20 protein-coding genes and 3 pseudogenes are annotated in these 18875 nt (G+C 39.5%); 6 read left to right on the top strand and 17 right to left on the bottom strand.

Annotated elements, in window-relative coordinates; genetic code table 11:
• Window positions 1–54: 54 nt before the first annotated feature.
• The 6 genes from MIC7126_RS0126615 to MIC7126_RS0126590 form a co-directional block, all read right to left on the bottom strand.
• Window positions 55–996 (bottom strand): lysylphosphatidylglycerol synthase domain-containing protein, encoded by a 942-nt coding sequence (locus MIC7126_RS0126615; protein ID WP_017656182.1) that lies wholly within the window; start codon window positions 994–996, stop codon window positions 55–57.
• 47 nt (window positions 997–1043) lie between these two features.
• A complete protein-coding gene (locus MIC7126_RS0126610) occupies window positions 1044–1946 on the bottom strand; it encodes an alpha/beta hydrolase (protein ID WP_017656181.1) in 903 nt (300 codons plus the stop codon).
• A gap of 89 nt (window positions 1947–2035) precedes the next feature.
• Entirely contained in the window at window positions 2036–2419 is a 384-nt protein-coding gene (locus MIC7126_RS0126605) for a DUF1634 domain-containing protein (RefSeq protein WP_017656180.1), read from the bottom strand.
• A 1-nt stretch (window position 2420) separates the two neighbouring features.
• Window positions 2421–3257, bottom strand: coding sequence for a sulfite exporter TauE/SafE family protein (locus MIC7126_RS0126600; protein ID WP_026100545.1), 837 nt, complete (start codon window positions 3255–3257; stop codon window positions 2421–2423).
• Window positions 3258–3378: 121 nt separating this feature from the next.
• Window positions 3379–3756, bottom strand: a complete 378-nt coding sequence (locus MIC7126_RS0126595) for a sulfite exporter TauE/SafE family protein (RefSeq protein WP_017656178.1) — start codon at window positions 3754–3756, stop codon at window positions 3379–3381.
• Between the two features lie 95 nt (window positions 3757–3851).
• Window positions 3852–4850 carry an RNA polymerase sigma factor, RpoD/SigA family gene (locus tag MIC7126_RS0126590; RefSeq protein ID WP_017656177.1) on the bottom strand — a complete coding sequence of 333 codons (999 nt, stop codon included), beginning with the start codon at window positions 4848–4850 and terminating at the stop codon, window positions 3852–3854.
• Between the two features lie 403 nt (window positions 4851–5253).
• On the opposite strand from MIC7126_RS0126590, the gene MIC7126_RS32350 reads away from it, so the two are divergent.
• Complete coding sequence (locus MIC7126_RS32350; RefSeq protein WP_338010332.1) at window positions 5254–5511, top strand: TSUP family transporter; 258 nt, start codon at window positions 5254–5256, stop codon at window positions 5509–5511.
• 86 nt (window positions 5512–5597) lie between these two features.
• On the opposite strand, the gene MIC7126_RS0126580 is transcribed toward MIC7126_RS32350, so the two are convergent.
• The 5 genes from MIC7126_RS0126580 to MIC7126_RS0126560 form a co-directional block, all read right to left on the bottom strand.
• Window positions 5598–6359, bottom strand: coding sequence for a COG4705 family protein (locus tag MIC7126_RS0126580; protein ID WP_017656175.1), 762 nt, complete (start codon window positions 6357–6359; stop codon window positions 5598–5600).
• 365 nt (window positions 6360–6724) lie between these two features.
• On the bottom strand, window positions 6725–7006 hold the full coding sequence (locus MIC7126_RS0126575; RefSeq protein WP_017656174.1) for a hypothetical protein: 282 nt from the start codon (window positions 7004–7006) through the stop codon (window positions 6725–6727).
• 38 nt (window positions 7007–7044) lie between these two features.
• Window positions 7045–7470 (bottom strand): DUF4363 family protein, encoded by a 426-nt coding sequence (locus MIC7126_RS0126570; RefSeq protein WP_017656173.1) that lies wholly within the window; start codon window positions 7468–7470, stop codon window positions 7045–7047.
• A 188-nt stretch (window positions 7471–7658) separates the two neighbouring features.
• Window positions 7659–8186: a DUF1003 domain-containing protein gene (locus MIC7126_RS0126565; protein WP_017656172.1), complete on the bottom strand. Its 528-nt coding sequence runs from the start codon at window positions 8184–8186 to the stop codon at window positions 7659–7661.
• Window positions 8187–8419: 233 nt separating this feature from the next.
• Window positions 8420–9232: a hypothetical protein gene (locus MIC7126_RS0126560; protein WP_238553723.1), complete on the bottom strand. Its 813-nt coding sequence runs from the start codon at window positions 9230–9232 to the stop codon at window positions 8420–8422.
• A 264-nt stretch (window positions 9233–9496) separates the two neighbouring features.
• Between MIC7126_RS0126560 and MIC7126_RS0126555 the strand changes: the two genes are divergently transcribed.
• Window positions 9497–10039 carry a PepSY domain-containing protein gene (locus MIC7126_RS0126555; RefSeq protein ID WP_017656170.1) on the top strand — a complete coding sequence of 181 codons (543 nt, stop codon included), beginning with the start codon at window positions 9497–9499 and terminating at the stop codon, window positions 10037–10039.
• A 63-nt stretch (window positions 10040–10102) separates the two neighbouring features.
• Here the strand turns inward: MIC7126_RS0126555 and MIC7126_RS28480 are convergent, their stop codons facing one another.
• Window positions 10103–11011, bottom strand: a complete 909-nt coding sequence (locus MIC7126_RS28480) for a class I SAM-dependent methyltransferase (protein WP_017656169.1) — start codon at window positions 11009–11011, stop codon at window positions 10103–10105.
• 250 nt (window positions 11012–11261) lie between these two features.
• Here MIC7126_RS28480 and MIC7126_RS0126545 point away from each other — a divergent pair, with 250 nt between their 5' ends.
• The 4 genes and pseudogenes from MIC7126_RS0126545 to MIC7126_RS0126530 all read left to right on the top strand — a co-directional run bounded on the left by MIC7126_RS0126545 (window position 11262) and on the right by MIC7126_RS0126530 (window position 13427).
• Window positions 11262–11447, top strand: coding sequence for a hypothetical protein (locus MIC7126_RS0126545; RefSeq protein ID WP_017656168.1), 186 nt, complete (start codon window positions 11262–11264; stop codon window positions 11445–11447).
• Window positions 11366–12217: pseudogene (locus MIC7126_RS0126540) on the top strand (BamA/TamA family outer membrane protein); the annotation flags it as partial. The gene MIC7126_RS0126545 and the pseudogene MIC7126_RS0126540, both read left to right, overlap by 82 nt.
• A 195-nt stretch (window positions 12218–12412) precedes the next feature.
• Window positions 12413–12589: pseudogene (locus tag MIC7126_RS0126535) on the top strand (ATP-binding protein); the annotation flags it as partial.
• Window positions 12590–12983: 394 nt separating this feature from the next.
• Window positions 12984–13427: a DUF2127 domain-containing protein gene (locus MIC7126_RS0126530; RefSeq protein WP_017656165.1), complete on the top strand. Its 444-nt coding sequence runs from the start codon at window positions 12984–12986 to the stop codon at window positions 13425–13427.
• Here MIC7126_RS0126530 and MIC7126_RS0126525 read toward each other — a convergent pair.
• The 5 genes and pseudogenes from MIC7126_RS0126525 to MIC7126_RS0126505 form a co-directional block, all read right to left on the bottom strand.
• The gene (locus tag MIC7126_RS0126525; protein ID WP_017656164.1) at window positions 13424–14668 is read right to left on the bottom strand and encodes a sensor histidine kinase; all 1245 of its coding nucleotides are present in this window, start codon (window positions 14666–14668) and stop codon (window positions 13424–13426) included. The two genes, MIC7126_RS0126530 and MIC7126_RS0126525, sit on opposite strands and share 4 nt — an antisense overlap.
• A 15-nt stretch (window positions 14669–14683) precedes the next feature.
• The gene (locus MIC7126_RS0126520; RefSeq protein ID WP_017656163.1) at window positions 14684–15358 is read right to left on the bottom strand and encodes a response regulator transcription factor; all 675 of its coding nucleotides are present in this window, start codon (window positions 15356–15358) and stop codon (window positions 14684–14686) included.
• A gap of 59 nt (window positions 15359–15417) precedes the next feature.
• Complete coding sequence (locus MIC7126_RS0126515; protein ID WP_017656162.1) at window positions 15418–16161, bottom strand: COG4705 family protein; 744 nt, start codon at window positions 16159–16161, stop codon at window positions 15418–15420.
• Window positions 16162–16269: 108 nt separating this feature from the next.
• A pseudogene (locus MIC7126_RS28475) lies at window positions 16270–17494 on the bottom strand (MFS transporter).
• 264 nt (window positions 17495–17758) lie between these two features.
• Window positions 17759–18871, bottom strand: a complete 1113-nt coding sequence (locus MIC7126_RS0126505) for a precorrin-8X methylmutase (RefSeq protein WP_017656161.1) — start codon at window positions 18869–18871, stop codon at window positions 17759–17761.
• Between the last annotated feature and the right edge of the window lie 4 nt (window positions 18872–18875).

Here is an 18875-nt window from a genome sequence, read left to right as displayed (position 1 = left end):
TTGATTGTGTCGTGGAGCAAGTTTAATTTCAAGTTGGGTTAAACATAAATTAAGCTAGGAACGCGCTTTTAGCCGTTGATTAATTTCATACAAACCCAGCAACACCACTGCAACTGTCAAAGGCAGGATGTAGTAAACTCCTCGGTAAGCTATTAGCGAACCCAAACCTGCTGGGGCTGTTACTTCTGATGGCAGTAGCAAAAGTATTACGGTTTCAAACACTCCTAAGCCACCAGGAACATTGCTAACAATGCCTGCAATCATTGCTAATAAGTAGATACCAGCAAAGCCGAAATAGGACAAAGGAATACTTGGGGGTAAGAGAAGATAGAGAACAGCGATCGCCAATCCCCAATCCAGTAAGGAAATTCCTATTTGCTTTAAGGACAGATAAAAGGAAGGAAAAGAAAATGTCTGTCCACAAATCCTTAAGGTTTGATGGTAAAAATAACTCCCCAGTAAATATGCTCCGACAAGGATTAGAAAAATAACTCCGATTGGATGAACAGACACAAAAGGTAAATTTAGTAAGGTAGGAATAGTGAGTGGTTCAAGAAGAAATATTATCCCACTTACGGCGAACAGTCCTAACCAAAAACTCAGGTTCTCAAAAGCAATTACTTGAGCGATCGCTCCCACTGATACCCCCCAATTTGAATAAAGACGGTAGCGGATAGCACCACCTGTTAAAAGAGCAAAGCCAACAGAATTACTGACAGCATGGCTGATAAAAGCTGTAAAAATAATTGTATTAGGAGGAAGTGAATGACGGATATAGCGGAAGGCGAGAAAATCATAACTAGTGAGTACTAGATAGCCTCCGATGGAGCATCCAATGGCTATAAACAAGCGATTTGAGGGAATTTCTGTCAAACTACGAAGAACATCACTTAGGTTATGCTGCCGCAGTTCGTTGTTGATTGTCCAAAGAGATAAAGCAAATAATAGCAAGCCAAAAACAGGGAGACTAATTTGAGAAAGGCGTTTTCGATTCATCTTTAAAGTCAAGAACGTATAAAGCAGATTGATTAATTCTTCTGCGCTCAGGCTTGCTGAAATTGCTTTCCCACATAAGTAAGTTGGTCTGCTAGATGTTTGTGCCAATAGTTCCAGCCAACATCTGCGCCAACAATACCATGACCGCCAGGAAAAGCATGGAATTCGTTTGCAATTCCTAACTTATCTAGAGTTTGATGAAACTGCTGAGTTGAGGTAAGAAATTCTTTATCTTGCTCTCCAGCATCCAAATATGCTCTAATGCGTTTACGTTCTGCCACTGGTATTTTTTCAATAAAATCTTGGGGACTATTTGCCGTACCACTGATATCAGTAAAGTAGCCGCTAGAACTAAAGAAAATATTAAAGTTATTCAAGTGGCGTAAACCAATATTAAAAGCTCCCCAGCCACCGCTTGACTGTCCTCCCATTGCCCAAAACTGCGGTTCATTCAACGTCCGATAACGAGATTTCACAATTTTGACTAACTCTGAACCAATCAAAGTGCCAACTTTACCATTGGGGCCATCATAGTAATCTGAATCCCAAAACGGACTTGTACCGCGCTTGTCATTGCCATCTGGGGTAATAACTATTGAATAAGGTAATTTGTCACTTTTGTAAAGGTCATGTAGCACGGAGGTGACGGCTGCTTTATCCTGATAAGCACGAGCATCGCCATGTCCTCCGTGGAGTAGGAAGATTACTGGATAGCGTTTCTTTAGGTTCTTGGCATAATCGGGAGGGAGAATTAAGCCATATTGTCGCACTTCTCCCATTGCTTTGCTGTTGAAAGTCTTTAGCTCAAATGACAATCCTGTATTTTTCTCTACCTGCGGAGGGTCGAGTTGCGGCGCACCAGCAATGAACACATACCAATAGCCAGTTGTCAACAAGGTAGCAACCATGGCTATACCTGCTAGTAAAATATTTGACCATCGTAACTTCATCTATAATTTCCTTGGTTATTATCTCAAAATAATATTAAAATTAAACTTGTCTATAATTGCTCAAAATCAAAACAGTAGATAATTATTTGTTAACCACCTATAAAACTAATAACTAGCCCAGTCAAAACAATCAAAGTCAAAATAATATAGGTGATATCTCGCTGACGCATAAAAGCTAATAGAGAAAAAGCAACTCTAGCAACAGGAGTCGCAATTAATAACAATAATCCAAGTTGAATGATGCCACGACGACGACCTGATAATGCTGAGGTTGCGACTCCTTCAGGAGAGCGAAAAGCTGGAGGTTCACCGCGAAAGATTTGATAATTAGGAGTTTCTTTGCCGTGATAAATTAGGTATAAAACTCCGCCGATCAAGACTAAAGCTGAAGCTAAAAGTACGCCATATCTTAACAAATTTCCAACCAAAATTTCGACTTGTCTTTCACTCAAGTTGTGTCGATTTTGGGACATTTTAAATTCTCCCAGTAAAACCGTTATAAATCATTTGAATTGCCAATAGCACAATCACTAAACTAAAAATATTTCTTAAAACGCCTACTCTTGCTTTTACCAATACCCTAGCTCCCAATAATGCGCCTAAAAGTACACCTAACATGACAGGCATTGCTAGTCCAGGGTCAATGTAACCTCGTTTCAGGTACACACCCGCGCTAGCTGCTGCTGTCACCCCAATCATAAAGTTACTGGTAGTAGTAGAAACCTTAAATGGAATCCGCATGAATTGATCCATTGCTAGTACCTTGAGTGCGCCAGAACCAATACCAAGTAACCCGGAAAGCACTCCGGCGACAAACATCAGACTAAATCCTACGGGAACAGCATAGACATTGTAAGATTGTTCACCTTCAGGAGTTGGGTAAGTGCTATTTAGCTTTAAACGAGTTGCTAAACGATCAGGTGGAGTATCAGCTGAGTGTTCAGGACGGGATTGCCGCGAGAGATGGGCGCTGTAAAGTAAAACAAATCCAAACACCACAGCGAGTATTCTAGTGGAAACAAAAGCGGCTATGGTTGCACCTGCGATCGCTCCAAATGTCGTTGCTACTTCCAAGAACATTCCCAAGCGTAAATTAGTATAGCCTTCTTTGACGTAAGCAGAAGCAGCGCCGGAAGAAGTTGCAATTACGGATACTAGCGAAGCACCGATTGCGTAGCGAATGTCAACACCAAAAACCAAAGTTAACAGAGGAACAAGCACCACTCCACCACCTAAGCCTGTCAACGCTCCCAAAAAGCCTGCGGTAGCAGAACTAATCCAGACTAGTAGGGTAAATTCTAAAACATTCAAGCGAACACCTCCGGTGGGCGCGTCACGCCAACGCACCCTCGCTTCTGAATTAAACGTTGCTTATTGAAAAACTCAATACCAACACCTGCATTATATGGTAAACAAGTTAAGAAATAATTAATTATACGGAATCATTAGGGGTTGCAAATAAAACTCTAACAGCACTCATAATTAGTAGCAAGGCGAATATTTTAGTTAAAACCCCACTCGGTAAAATCGTTCCTATTTTGGCACCGAACCACCCACCTAAAATAAATCCTAGACAGAGAAGTGCAGCTACTTTTATATCTACATATCCTTGCTTGTAATAAGTCCATGCTGCTAATAAATCTATTGGTGGAACTAACAAAGCCAATGTTGTTCCTTGTGCTTGGTGCTGAGAGAATCTTAAGAAAAAAATCAAAGCAGGTAAGATAATTATTCCACCACCAATGCCTGTCATGCCACTAACAATTCCTGCTACCAATCCCAAAATTATGCAAAGCCAAATATTAGTCATGATTAAACTTATTCCTAATTAATGTACTTTTGCTAGTATCACAGAATTTTTTGTTAGCTGAAATTGATGTTGCTATTCGTATTATGCTCTCAGCATCAACTAGCCAGATAACTACGCACTTGTTCTTTATACCTGCGTAGGGTACTCAAAGCTTGTAGCTCTACCTGTCTTACTCGTTCTCGACTAACACCCATGCGTTGACCAATTTCCGCTAAGGACAGTTCATTTCCATCTACTAAACCGAAACGTAAAGTTAATATTTCCCGTTGCTGGGGAGTTAGTTTTGACAATAAATTTTGAATATTTTGTTGGAGAAACTTTTGATCGGTGTAAAATTCAGGAGAAACTCCTTCATCTTCCAACATATCTTGTAATTCCGTCTCTCTTTCTGCACCAACTCGTAATTCCAGAGAGACAGGTTGACGTGCTATGAGTAAATATTCTCGAACTTGTTTGGGGTCTAAAGATAGTTCTTCAGCAATATCAACTGCGGTAGGAGTACGACTTAATTTTTGAGCTAGTTCTCGTTGAGTTCGTTTGATTTTATTCAGTTTTTCTGTAATATGAATAGGTAAACGGATGGCGCGTCCTTGTTGAGCGATCGCTCGTGTAATTGCTTGACGAACCCACCAATAAGCATAAGTTGAAAACTTATACCCTTTGCTAGGGTCAAATTTTTCAACTCCTCGCTCTAAACCTAAACTTCCTTCCTGAATTAAGTCGAGAAATTCTAGATTACGTCTTTGATATTTCTTAGCAATAGACACTACAAGTCGTAGATTAGCCCTAATCATTTTTTGCTTGGCTTGATGTCCCTGGTGTAGTTGTTGCACTAGTAATGCTTCACTGATATTTATATTTTCAGCCCACTCTTTTTGTGTAGGTTGACGCTTTAATTGAATAGCTAGTTTTTCTTTAGCAGCGAGTAAGTTCATCATTTGTTGTACTTGCTTGCCCAAATCAATTTCTTGTTCATGAGTTAACAAAGGAATACGTCCGATTTCGTGCAGATAGGTACGCACAATATCAGCATTGGATAAGGATTTTTCATTTTTATCGCTTATTTCTATAGATGGATGAGATATATTTTTCATAGTTTTTTGAACCTTCGTAAATACTGATTAACTTGGAGTAAATGATTTTTGGCTCTGTGTAGTTAGTATGACATCAAGAAATGAAATTAGAATGAAATAATAAGTTGTATTCATTGAACTGCTTCTTTTTTCTGACGGAGTAACATAAATAGTAATTAAGTCTTTGGGAGTAAAATTTTAAGAATTGCAGTCTAAAGTATTCATAGCTTTTAATTCCTGTAATCTCGTTTTGTAACTTCACCTTAAGAGGTAAAAGTTAAGAACTCGGAAAGATTTCTCTGGTGGTGAGCAGATATGCTTAATTCAGCCAAAACTGATATTTTTTAAGTTAAGAGCTTGATGTTGCAGGATTTTGTCAAAGAGTTGAAAAAGTGATGTCTATCGAAATTAAATAACTACAATCATGCATTCAGTAAGCGTACTCAATCTTTATGAAAAATATCAGTTTCTATTTAACATGACTTCACTTCCTTGGTTTTTAGAAATATTGGTTGGAGTTAGCATGGGTTTCTGTTCTGGGCTGTTTGGTTTAGGCGGGAGTTCAATTGGTACGCCCATTCTACGGCTGTTAAAGCTACCACCTTTAATTGCTCTAGCTAGTCGGCTTCCACTTACATTACCGAGTGCAATCGGAGGCGCGATCGCCTCCGGCGGGGTGTAGCCCATCGCACAGTGGTTACACTGTCCTAAAATAATCAAACCAGCACTCCACTGTTGAGCAACATGGCAAATCGTCGCCATCATTAATCAATCTTGTTGGTCAACCGGCGCTGGTTGCTTGTGCTTAAGGCTTAAGTAAATAACCAGACTTATGATTATACAAAGAAAAAGCATACTAGTTCCGACCGTACCTAAACCAAAGCCACCATTTTTAGCAGGTTGAGATAGTAAATCACCTACAGATGCGCCAAGCGGACGAGTCAAGATGTAAGCTAACCAAAATGCCAAGACCGCATTCATTCTAAAGTAATAATAACCTCCAGCTACTATCGCAATTAAAATACCAAATACTAGTGCTGATTGGGCGTAACCTAGCTTCAAAGCCTCTGCTAGTAAGTCTCCCGTTGCCGTACCCAAAGCAAACGTAAACAAAATAGCCACCCAGTAGAAAAGCTCTCTTTTAGCTGTGTTGATGGAGTGCATAGCTAATGTTTTTTCTTTGAAATACCAAAGCGCAAAAACTACTAGCAAGACAACACTAAAAACTATAGTAGTTGTCATCAAACTAACTCCAAGCTCATCTACCAATCTATCAGTAACCAGTGTGCCAGTAATGCTTGTAAAAACGACTACAATCCAGTAACTCATCGGGACATACCGTTTTAGCCTAAACTGATTCCAAAGCGCAAGGAGTAACAAGCCACTCATAATATAGGATGTAATGCCTAAACCAAGGTTCAGAGTTACTGACAAATAATCAGCCGCAGTTTCACCTACTGTGGTTGCCAGAACTTTAATAATCCAGAAAGAACCTGTAACCTCTGGAACCCTGTTTAAAACTTTTTTCATGATATTTGTCCTACTTGATTTTTTAGAGTAGTGATGAAGGCTTCATCGTAGAGATTTGACCTTGTTTGACTCTAAACAACAAATGTCAAGAAATTGGAAAGTTTTGTAGGGTGTATGATGCAACTAAAAAAAATTACACATTAAAAATATAATGCTGTTACAGACTTAATCAAAGGTTCGTAACATTAGCTATGTAAAGTAGTGAAATATCATTAAGCAAGCCTTGTCTTTATGAGCTAAATCCAAAGCTTGCTCAAACATCAAAGATGCCATACTACATTGGTCAATAAGTTATCTACTGCAATTAAATACCACAAAGACATACTATACTACTGCGATCGCTCTTGAGTAAACCTATACCTTTTCTAATCCTGCTTGGGCTTTGGCTTTTTCCTACCAAACAAACTAGTCATACTTAATCCAGTCACCAACAACCCTAAAAGTCCCAATCCATTCAAAATTGGGTAAATTCCTTGTAAACCAAAAATTTCACCGCGATGAATCGAAAGTAAAAGACTACGCGGAACTCCAATATTAGCTGACCACTCACCCACCAGTGTAGCTGCGATACCAGTTAACAATGTTACAAAAAGCGGTAAAGCTAGAATAATCGCCAGAGTGCAGTGGTACTTGCGAAATGAACGCATGATCAAAAATCTCTAGTGGAAATTATCTTAGTGATTTCTCACCCCTTGGAAACAGTAGCGATATTTGAGTTAAGTGTCTGTAACCCCTCAAGAGCTTTTGCTTTATCTTTTGCTTTCAGCGCACCCTTCACCTGAGTTGCAGCATCTTCAATCGCATTATAGGTTTTGGAAGATTTAGTTTTGACACCATCCTCAACCTTAACCCAAGCATTTTCAAACTTGTCAAACTCTTGTTGGGCTTTATCAAAATTCCCTGCTTCCACAGCAGTTTTTGTATTTGAAACAACACTGACTAAAGCATCAAAACCTCCCTGTGTAGCACCAGGAGTTTTAGAGACTGTTGTCCCTCCAGTCGTTTCAGTAGTAGCAGGGGTCTGGGTAGCAGATTGTTGAGATCTGTTGCATCCTACAAATGTCAATAAGCTAATTGCAGTCAGGGGTATGATGTAGATTAAGCGTTTCATAATACCTCTCTAAAAAATATACTGAAATTGAATATAGCTTCTTTTCTTTAGTTTTTCATACATAAATGAAATTACGATGAAATTGGCTCTTGAAGTGATGATTTAAAATATAGTTTTTGAGTTTGTTGATTTTCCAAAAAATTTATATTTTTTCAACTTAATTTATCTGAGATATCTATTAAATGAAATCAATTATCAATTAGACGGGCAGATATTTCTGATAACTTACCTTCTATAAGTTGTAACTGTTCCTGATGGGCTTTCAGAAGTCGCATAATCTCAACAATTTCATCTTCCCGTAACAGATTCATTTTATCGTGTAGCAATTCAATTTCTAATTCTGCTTTTTTATTTACTTCATAGTCATATTTCGCATCCTGGCGATCAATGGTAGCTTGACGATTCTGACTCATCATAATGATGGGTGCAGTGTAAGCTGCCTGAAAGGACAACATTAGGTTAAGTAAGATAAATGGATATGGGTCCCAATGCTTGATGTAGGCTGTGACGTTAAGAATAATCCACAGTATGAGCAAAGCACTTTGAATGAGAATAAATCGCCAAGAACCGACGGTATCAGCTACTATATCAGCCAACCTGTCGCCCAGAGTCGCCGGAGGCTTAGGCGGATTCTGTGCGGGTTTGTGTTCGCGTAAACGCTGTAATAGTCTATACTCCTCTGTACTAACGCGGGTACGTAAAGGTTTTTTTTGCACGTTGGTTAGAGTCTTTGGTCTTTGGTTTACCAAAATATATTACTATTTTGCTGTGACTAAACGTTCAGTAATTACAGCAGTCCAAATCCAAAAAATTCCAAAAGTAGCCCAATGCTATCTATAATTAGTTGCTAATGTAATAGTCAACTAATTTGTATATCTAGAGCTTGTTTTTGTAAATACCAATATCTCAAGCATTGAGCGTACTCAAGTACCAGAAAGTCTACGTATTACTATTTAAAGACCTTCTCTAGATTATCCACTTCATCTAGTACAGGGGTAGCAAGACGACCATAATCTTTAGATGATTTCGCAGCCTCAACCCTAGCAACAAGTCCATCAAATTTCTGTACTTGTGCAGTTCCTCCACGCGCTAAGATAGATGGTCTGACTGCATTCCAGGTGCGGCGCATCTGTGACGCAGTTGTTCTCAGCTGGCTTGTATTTCCTGTTGCTGACCAAATTTCCAACTCGCGTCCATAGTAGTCAAGTAGCGTCACCTCAATTGGTACTTTTGGTTCAAATTCCTTGGTAATATTGGCAGCGATTAACGTCACTTGGTTAGCATCACGCATTGCAGATATGCGATTTTTAGCGGTGACAGTACCCTTGAGTGCTGCTATTTTAGAATCCAACTGTACTAATTGTGTTTTATTATCACCCTTGATTTCGGTATGTAGACTTTTTGCTGCATTTTCAAGCAAGGTAAGATTAGCTGTGGCTTTTGTCCAATCATTGGCTTTAGCCATATCGTAGATGCTTTCACCGTATTCACCTACTTGGCTAAGGAAAATTGGTACTTTATCATCATTTACTTCAGTATCAGCATCGTTAGCTGCATCTAGCTTTTCTCTCTCTTCATTGACTTCCACATCTTTATTAATCATCATCTGAGTGCTGCTGTAATGCTGTGGCATAATTGCAACAGGTAACTGGGGTTGATTTATAGATATAGCTTTTGGCAAACCAGCGATACCTAAAGTACTAAGCAAAGAGCCGACAAGAATGATTTTTGTTGAGTTATTCATAAATCCTATATGTTTCAATTTGTATTTGTAGTTTTACTGTAGATTGCATTTGTCAAGAACTTGGAAAGTTTTGACTGAGTATAGAAAACTTTTTCAATCCTTCTGTCACAACTCAGATACTGTTATCAAATTATTTTTTATAGTTTCAGCCAATCTTTTCAAGTTCTTGACTTTTTATATTTAAAGTAAAACTGTAGCAACTCAAAAACAGGTGTAAATAAAACAAATAATAATAACTGTTTTAGATTGCTCAAAAAACAAAATTTCCCAGGATTTACACACATGAAAACTTCAAAAAAAATCGCTTTAGCAGCTGCTTTAATGAGTATTTTAGGTGTTGGTGCAGTGGTAAAAACCGTAAGTGCCTCTCCTTCTCAAAACAGTGTACAAGTAGCTCAGGTTAGTGACGGAGATGGCGAAGCTAATGACGCTACAGAAGCTCCTGAAATCAAGAATAATGGTGTTCATAACACTAAAATAGCTCAAGCAAGTGGCGGTGAAACTAATGATGACCAAGAAGAACAGCAAGAGGACAAAAAACTACAAGCTTTAGCTAAAATTACAGCAGAACAAGCTAAACAAGCTGCTGAAACTTCTGTTGGTGATAAAGCTAGTAGTGTAAAACTCGAAAATGAAGATGGTAACTTAGTTTATGCTGTAGAAATTGGTCAAAAAGAGGTGAAAGTTGACGCTGGTAATGGTAAAGTTCTCTATACTGAGAATGCTAACCAGGAAAGCGATGAAAATGAAGCTTCTCGTCCAAAGAGTAGCATTCAAGTTACGGAGAATAATAACGAACGGGAAACAAATGAAGGTAGTAAGTAGAGTAATCTATCACTAGTTGTAAGTGATGTTTAGCTGTAAATAGCTAAATACGAGGTTGTTGAATCATCTCTTTTCAACAACCTCCTTTGTTTTCACTAAATCGCTGACGGCGGGGCTTCTCTCAAGCAATACAATACTACCTTGCTGCTGAATTTTTTCCCAATATTCATTAGCAACCCATTTCATAATTATTTCTAGTAACCAGGTAAATTTTATCCCTCGGTTGAGTCGGTGTAACTCTTTCCATGCAGATACAGATTTTGCAACTTTCCAATTATACTGTTGAAAAAATTCTGCCCCTTGCTCAGGAGCAAATAACAAGGTTTTATTTCCATTCGCAAAATATTGGTCAAAAATTTTTCGAGCGTAAACTTGATCGTAATTTTTTAATGCTAATGATGATTCCAATTCAAATAGCCACCAATTCAGATTAGATTGCTCATAAATATCGGTTGCAAGTAATGCTACTTGGGTTTCATGTAGATATGATAGCAACCCTTCTGTAATCACTAGCGCCTGTCTTGTTGCATGATTAATCTCTGAAAAAAAAGTCTTTCTCAATGCAAGGTTGGTAATATCGAGTTTGACACGCTCAAGCGAACACAAAGGTTGCTGGTCTTTAAGTAATTGTTCTTTGTAAGCAATGATTTCTGGCAGGTCAACTTCAATCCAACGAAGTGATGCATATAAAGGTAATCGATAGGGTCGAGTATCTAACCCCGCAGCCAGATTGATTACAGTGTCAATCTTTTTGGAATTAACTAACTGTAAAATTAAGTTATCAATAACATAAGTGCGGATGGCGATCGCATTTGTAATTTTGTCTTTCTCCCCTATAACCTCAACAAGCATTTCACCTTTTCCACCAGCTAACACACGCGCTAATGGATCTTTAAATAATGCATCTACACGTTCGCTTTCCAATGCGCGATACATTGCCACTAGATAGGCAGTTTCCGCAATATTTATCATCGAATAAAGTATTATTTCTGATTTCTTGACCTTTAATGCTTATAATCACAAACCTATATTTCAGATAAATTTACATCATGAATATTTCAATTAATCTAGCTATGGCTTTTATCAGCATTTTGAGCTTTGGTGGTCAGTTGCTTGCATAATAGCATGATTGCTTTGCGATTGGCTACGCCCTACCGGAAGCGATCGCTAAATGACTCTTATGGAGTACCGCGTGTGGTAACTATGAGGAATGTAAAGTAAAATGCGTCTATTCCCCGTATTGGTAGCAGTAGTAGTAGTTGCAATTCCTTTAAGCGAATGCAAGAATGCAAATGCACAAACTGCTGACAGTTTAAAACAGACAACATTTTTGATGGCAAAAATAATGATATTAAGACCTTTGAAGCAGGGAAAACGAATGGCGATCGCCCCCGTGTCTTCCGTCTAGGCGGCGGTGTCACATTTACCCGTCCCCTGAGCAATAATCCTGACAAAAATTCTGAATGGACGGCTTCAGCAGGTTTGCAATATCAACGAGTTTCCACCCGTGATGCCAATGGCAACATCAGAAAAGAAGGAACTGTGTTCAAAAATGGAGTAGCTACTGAACTAGTTCCACTTAGCAAGTCTGGACAAGGTGAAGACGATTTGCTGTTGTTGCAACTAGGGGTACAACGCGATCGCCGTAATAATCCCTTACAACCCTCTAGCGGTTCTTATCTCCGCTTCGGAGTCGATCAGTCAGTACCAGTAGGACTAGGCAATATTTTTCTTACCAGATTACGAGGTAACTATAGCCAGTATTTTCCTGTCAACTTTATTAGTCTTACCAAAGGGCCACAAACCTTAGCATTTAACTTACAGGGTGGAACTATTCTTGGTGACTTGCCTCCCTACGAAGCATTTATCCTTGGTGGTAGTAACTCCGTTCGGGGTTATCAAGAAGGAGGATTAGGTAGTGGACGTACTTACATACAAGCCTCGGCTGAGTATCGCTTCCCTATTTTCTCAGTCGTCAGTGGCGCACTATTTTTTGATATTGGTAGTGATTTCGGAAGTAATACCAAGCCAGCTGAGGTACTGAACAAAAATGGTAGTGGCTACGGTTATGGTCTTGGTCTGCGCGTACAATCGCCACTGGGGCCAATTCGCATTGACTATGGCATCAATGGCGATGGTGACAATCGCATCAATTTTGGGATTGGCGAAAGGTTTTAGGAGCAGCCCTTTCAAGGTGAACGTTTGTACTATGAAATAAATGATGTTTTTAACCCAATTTTGGTACTTTGGCTCAGGCGATCGCTTGATTTACAGTCCAAAAATTTGGAGGTGAATGCATAAATTCCTTATTCAATTCCAGCCGATGCCTTAAATGCCGTAAAAATTTTGATAGTACATATGCTCACCTTGAAAGGGCTAGGATTGGGACTAGCAATTGTTCGCCACTTAGTAGAACTTCACAGTGGGACTGTGGAAGCTCAAAGCATGGGAGAAGGACAAGGAGCAACTTTCATTGTCAGACTACCACTTCTACAAGATAGGGAGGAGATAGAGAAAAATCCTCATTCAAAAGTCCTTTCAAAAAGGTGATCTGATGGAGCTTTGAGTAGCGATAAACGGTTTTTTGCTTCTGTCCAATTGTTGGTTTTAATTAGGTTATAGATAGTCTTGCTATACTCGCTGATTTGATTTAGAGTTCCTACTTGTTCATCTTTGCTCACTATTGCAAATGCCTTTGTACCATTAAGATCATCATTACTGTCACTACTAACTTCGATGACATAGATTTAAGCAACCTACATTATGAATTCTTCAACACAAAAACTGACAAACAGTATACTTAATTTTTATCATATTATCAATTAATTATCCAAACTGGTAATATAATTATCATAAATCAATCACAGATTTAGGTTGTCAACCTTTTTATTGACAAATTATCTAGCTTTCAGCAAGCAATAAAGTAACAAGTAAGGAAAATCAAATGATCGAGAAACGTCCTCCAGGATTAATAGCAATTGTTGTTTATAAAGGCTTTGTTGCTTTACTGCTTACAGCTACATCTATTATTCTACTGTTAGCTTTAAAAAAACATGATACTCTTGTGGTCTTTTCCGAATCTTACATACTGGAAGGGAAACGCGAAGTTATTGAGTGGTTACTAGAAAAAATTATTAATATCAAACCACAAACTTTAAAATTTAGTGGAATTGCCACTGCAATATATGCAGTTGTGACAGCCATTGAGGCTATCGGTTTATGGTATGAAAAAACTTGGGCAAAGATATTAGTTATTGGATTAGTTGGTATTAGTATACCTCCCGAAATCTATGAGTTAATTAAAGGGGTAACGATTTTCAAATTTTTAGTCTTTATGGTTAATATAGCTGTGTTATGGTACTTAATCAAACATTTTTATAAACATTAATTAAGAGAACTTGCTGGTAAACGCACTGTAAAACAACTTCCAATTCCCAATTGACTTGTGACGGTAATTAATCCACCGTGATTTTGAGCAATAGCTTGAGCAATAGCCAACCCTAAACCAGAACCACCAGAATTATAAGAACGTGATTTATCTGCTCGCCAAAAACGTTCAAAAATATTTCCTAAATCTTTTGGTGCAATTCCTACACCTGTATCTTGAACATTAACTACTATGTCTGAAGCAGAACGATTAGCTGTGATTTCTACTATCCCTTCTGACGGTGTGTAATGTATAGCATTTTGAATTAAATTAGTAAATAATCGTGTTATTTGATTTGTATCACCTAATAGATAAAGCTTTTCAATTAATTGACTTTTGAGATTAATTTGTTTAGCGATCGCTTGCGGTTGATATAGTTGTACTAAGTTATTTAAAATTGAACTGAGATTAACAGTTTCTTTACTACGGTTAGGAATATTATCATGACGAGCTAAAAATAGTAAATCTTCAGTGAGGCGAGTCATTTGGTTCGTAGCACTAGAAATAGCCTGAAATTTTTCTGCATCAGTTTCTCGCATTCCTTCTGGATACTTTAGTGCTACCCCTGCATTACTTTTAATCGCCATTAAAGGACTGCGGAGTTCATGGGAAGCATCCGCAGTAAACTGTTTCAAGCGTTCAAAGCTCTCTTCAATTGGTTGCATAGCTTGACGAGTCAGCCAAACTCCACCAACACTACTAATAATCAAAGCTACAACTATTCCACCACCTAATCCCAAATCTAATTTATTTAAAGTTTCATCAAATTCTTCTAAAGATTGACTGGCTCTTACATACCCAATGAATTGTTTATCGTCACTACTAATAATTGGTAAAGTGACAGACTGGACACGATTTTTACCAACTGTATTAATTTGTTCTCCTTCTGTTACATGAACAGGTAAACTTAAAATATCTTGTCCCTGTTTTTCGATTAGATTACCTTTAGTATCAAACCAGTTTAATCCTTGATGATTTTCAAATAATTTATCTTGAGGTAAGTCATTTTCAATTTTAATTCTCCCATTATCAAACTCTGCATTAGCAGCAGCAACTTGTGCTAATGCAGCAAGTTTCTCTGTTTGTTGTTTATGGAGGCTATGGGTAAAGACAATCCGAACAGCAATTGCAAATCCACCTAAGATTAGTGACAATACGATTAAATAAGACAACAGTAAACGACGGCGAATTTTTTCAAACATAAGTTAAATTTGCCTTCACTTAGGACACAGACGATAACCAACACCGTAGACAGTTTCGATAAAATCTTCTGAACTTCCTATCGCTCTCAGTTTCTTTCTTAAATTTGTAATGTGAGTTTTAACGGTTTCCTCTCCAGATAATTTATCAAACTCCCACAATTTATCTAAAATTGCCGAGCGAGTCAAAATTTGAGTAGGATTTTTCAAAAAACATTCCAATATCATGTATTCTTTGGGTGTTAATGATAAAGGCTTATCTGCATAAGTGACATGACAATTACTAGGGTCTAGTTGTAGCTCACCATGAATTAAAATTAATTGGCGAGTTTCTGGACTCCTTCGAGATAAAGCTCGAATTCGTGCTGCTAATTCTTCTAGTTCAAATGGTTTAACTAAATAATCATCTGCACCAGCATCAAGTCCAATTATTTTATCTGGGGTTGTATCTCGTGCTGTCAACATCAGAATAAAAGCGTTACAATTAGAAGCACGTAGCCGTTTACAGAGAGTGATTCCATCTAAGCGCGGCAACATTAAATCTAATAAAATTAAATCATAATTACCTGCTTGGGCGTATTCCCAACCTTCAATTCCATCACCAGCAATATCAACAGCATGATGTTGATGTTTTAAATCTTCAGCTAAGGGTTTAGCGATGCGATCGTCATCTTCAACTATTAAAATTCTCATATTTCTATACTATTTATTTTGTATTTAACAAAAAATAGTCATCTATCTGCTTAAACGCATCACTCAATTGGGTAACGCACTTTTTTATCATTTCGCACGGAAAAGAAGAGGACAACTGCCAGCAGGATAAAAGCGATCGCTGAAGCATAGCCCCTTGGCAGTGATAGACCGCCATCTTTGACTGGTTTGGTCAGAAAATCTCCGAAGGTGGCTCCGAAGGGGCGCGTGAAGATGAACGCGAGCCAGAATAGGAGAATATCGCTCAACTTTGTTACGTAGTGAAGGGCGATGACAACACCAATGACGCTGGCTGTCACGAATGCGCCCTGGATATAGCTCAGTCCTAAGTTGCTTGTCAGAAAATCACCAAAGGCTGTTCCCAAACTGTTGGAGAACACAATCGCCAGCCAATACGTTGTCTCTGCGTCTTTCCTCACGATTGGATAAACACTCAAATCTCGATCCCGGTAATACCAGATGGCAAGAACGCTCAACAGACAGGCTACCAAGATCAGCGATCCCATTGCGTAGCCTAGCCCAAGCGATCGATCCATCAGGTCTGAAACTTCAGTTCCTGCTGTGGTTGTTGCGATGATGGCCACCCAGTAAAGGGCTGGACGATATCTGTCCGATTGAATTTGAAAAAACAGAAGAATAGCCAGAATGGCAAAAGTTACGGCAAAGGCTACGTAATACCCAAGCCCCAGAGACATTGAGATGAAGTCACCTGCCGTCTCGCCCAGCGTCGTGGCAATGATCTTCATAATCCAAAAGAAAATTGTGACTTTTGCAACTTTGTTCATTATTGCTCCTACTTGCTGCTGGACTACCGTATGTTGTCTGAACTTGCAGGCTCATCGTAGGGAGAAAAAGTCAAGAACTTGAAAAGATATGGCTGGCAATGAAGATTTTTAATCTCTACCTACTGATTTCCGTCTTTCGCCTTCAAATATCAGCAGTAATGCGATCGCACTCAAAGCGAAAATACTTCCAGCGATGAAAGTTGCTTTTGGACTGATTGTTTGCCACAAAACACCTCCTAACAGGCTGGCTGGTAAGAGCGCTACACCAGTAGCCAAATTAACTAACCCAAAAGCAGTACCCCGCAGATGAGACGGAACTCTATCTGCTACCAGTGCTAACAATATGCCCTGACTCATGCCCTGATGCAGCCCATACAGCCCAAACAGTCCCCACACCTGCCAAGGAGCATCAACAAATGCAAAACCCAGATATGCTAAAGCATACACACAATATCCACCCACTAGCAGCCCCAATCTACCAATGCGGTCAGATAGCAATCCTACTGGATAAGCACTGAGAGAGTAAGCTATATTCATTACAACTAGGGTGAGTGGTACTAGTGAGGTGGATACTCCAGCTTGCTGTGCTTGCAGCAATAGAAAAGCATCGCTAGAGTTACCGAGATTAAATAGTAGTGCAACCGCAACTAGCACCCAGTAGCTTTTACCCAAACTTTGCAAAGCAGACCAATGTAGAGGATTATTCTGCCTTTGATTATTTCTATTGTCAGTTTCGCGCACGCCATTTGCCAAAAGGGCTACTGCTAAAATACCGGGAAGCAGCGCTAACCAGAAAACTAGACGAAAGTTCTGTCCTGAAAAAGACATCAATATGAATGCAAGTAGTGGCCCAGTAAATGCGCCGATGGTGTCTAAAGATTGCCGCAAACCATAGGCGGCTCCACGATTAGCGCTATCGGTAACATCTGCTACTATTGCATCGCGGGGAGCTACACGAATTCCCTTACCAACGCGAGCCTCCTAACGGAGGAGCTTCGCTAACGCCAAAACGAGCCATCAATACCCAAGCAGGACTTGTTGCCAATGCGAACAGGGGTTTAACTAAGGTAGATAATCCATAACCAACAACAGCTAATTTCTTACGCTGTCCTAAATAATCACTTAAGGCTCCTGAAAAAACTTTCAGTACAGAAGCAGTTGATTCTGCAATTCCCTCAATCCACCCAACTGTTAGCAAATTTGCTCCTAATGCCGAAACTAAAAATAACGGCAACACCGAATGAATCATCTCAGAACTAATATCAGTTAACAAGCTGACAAATCCCAAAACCCAAACATTACGAGGGATGGTTTGAAAAGTTTTTGTTGTCACTGCTGTTACCTTTGAGTTGATGACTGGCAATTCGGTGCTAAGAGAAAGCTGTAATTGTTAAATCACAATTAATTGCATTTATTATCATCACACTTGACGATGAAATCAGAATGAAATTCTATCGACTTCGAGAAACCTCAATTTGGAGCAATTTTTACGGTTGCCGCAGTGCTTGCAGTTGCTCCAACTGTTGTGTTATTTATGTTCATTGGTTTGAGGAGATGATTGGATGATTTCTGTTGTTCATACTAAATTTTTCTGATACTACGGACGAGTGAGATAGCAGTGGCAATCTGGCTTTTCAATCAATGTTTCAACCAATGCGTTTAACGTCATCGCAGCTAAAAGTCCACCACCGAGACTGCCTTGAATCGTGATGTAAGGAATTTGTGTTTCCATTAATCGTCGCTTTGCTGCTGGGGCATGACTAAATCCGATCGGCATTCCAATTACAAAAGCTGGTTGAATTTGCTGCTGCTCAATCAACTGACAGGTAGTGAGCAGTACCGAAGGGGCGTATCCAATCACGAGTACACACCCCTTTGGAATTTGTTGTAGTCGTTTCTGCCAGAGGTGATGATCCCAAAATGCCTGTTCTGCCTCACTTGCCCCTGTGATGTGAGGATCATCAATCAGTGCTTCAACGGGACATCCTAAATGAGCCAACCGCGTGTGATCCAACGTGGCAGCTACGGCTGGCACATCTGTCACTACAGAACACCCGAATTTGAGCGCATCCCATGCAGCAGAGATCGCATCTCGACTCAATTGAACGAAATTGACTAAGCTGACATCTCCACACGCCAGCACAAGTTGATGCAACAAATGTACCGTGATTTCAGAATAGTGAGATAAATCGGGGAGCAGCCGCTGCAAAGATTCTTGAAACGCTTCGGGGTGGGTGGTTGTCTCCGCATCCAAGTTTATCCAAAGTTGATCTAGCTTACCCAAACCCTCCTGAGCATCAACTTCCAATTGCTTTAGTTGTGCCAGAGCTTCGGCTTGCGTAATCTGACAATCACGATCTTGCCCCAGCAATCCCTCCAATGCGGATGCGGTTTGGCGCAACCGGGTAATCTGCTGAATAACGGAACGATATTGCTGCTGCAATTGAGCCATCAAAGTCGGATCAATCGTTTCCTCTGAATGGCTGTCTAATAGCTGGCGAATATGGGACAACTGAAACCCTTGTTGTTTCAGTGCTATTACCCGTTGCAGCCGTTGTACATCTTGCTGGGTGTAAAGGCGGTAGTTGCCTTCTGAACGTTTTACGGGTGGTAGCAACCCTAGCATATGATAGTGCCGCACCATCCGAGGGGTAACGCCACCCCCAACCGTATCCGTCAATTCTTTAATCGTCAGATGTTCAGTCTTCATGCTC

This window comes from Fortiea contorta PCC 7126 (assembly GCF_000332295.1).
Taxonomy (GTDB): Bacteria; Cyanobacteriota; Cyanobacteriia; order Cyanobacteriales; family Nostocaceae; genus Fortiea; species Fortiea contorta.
This window is presented reverse-complemented; position numbering and strand designations above follow the sequence as displayed.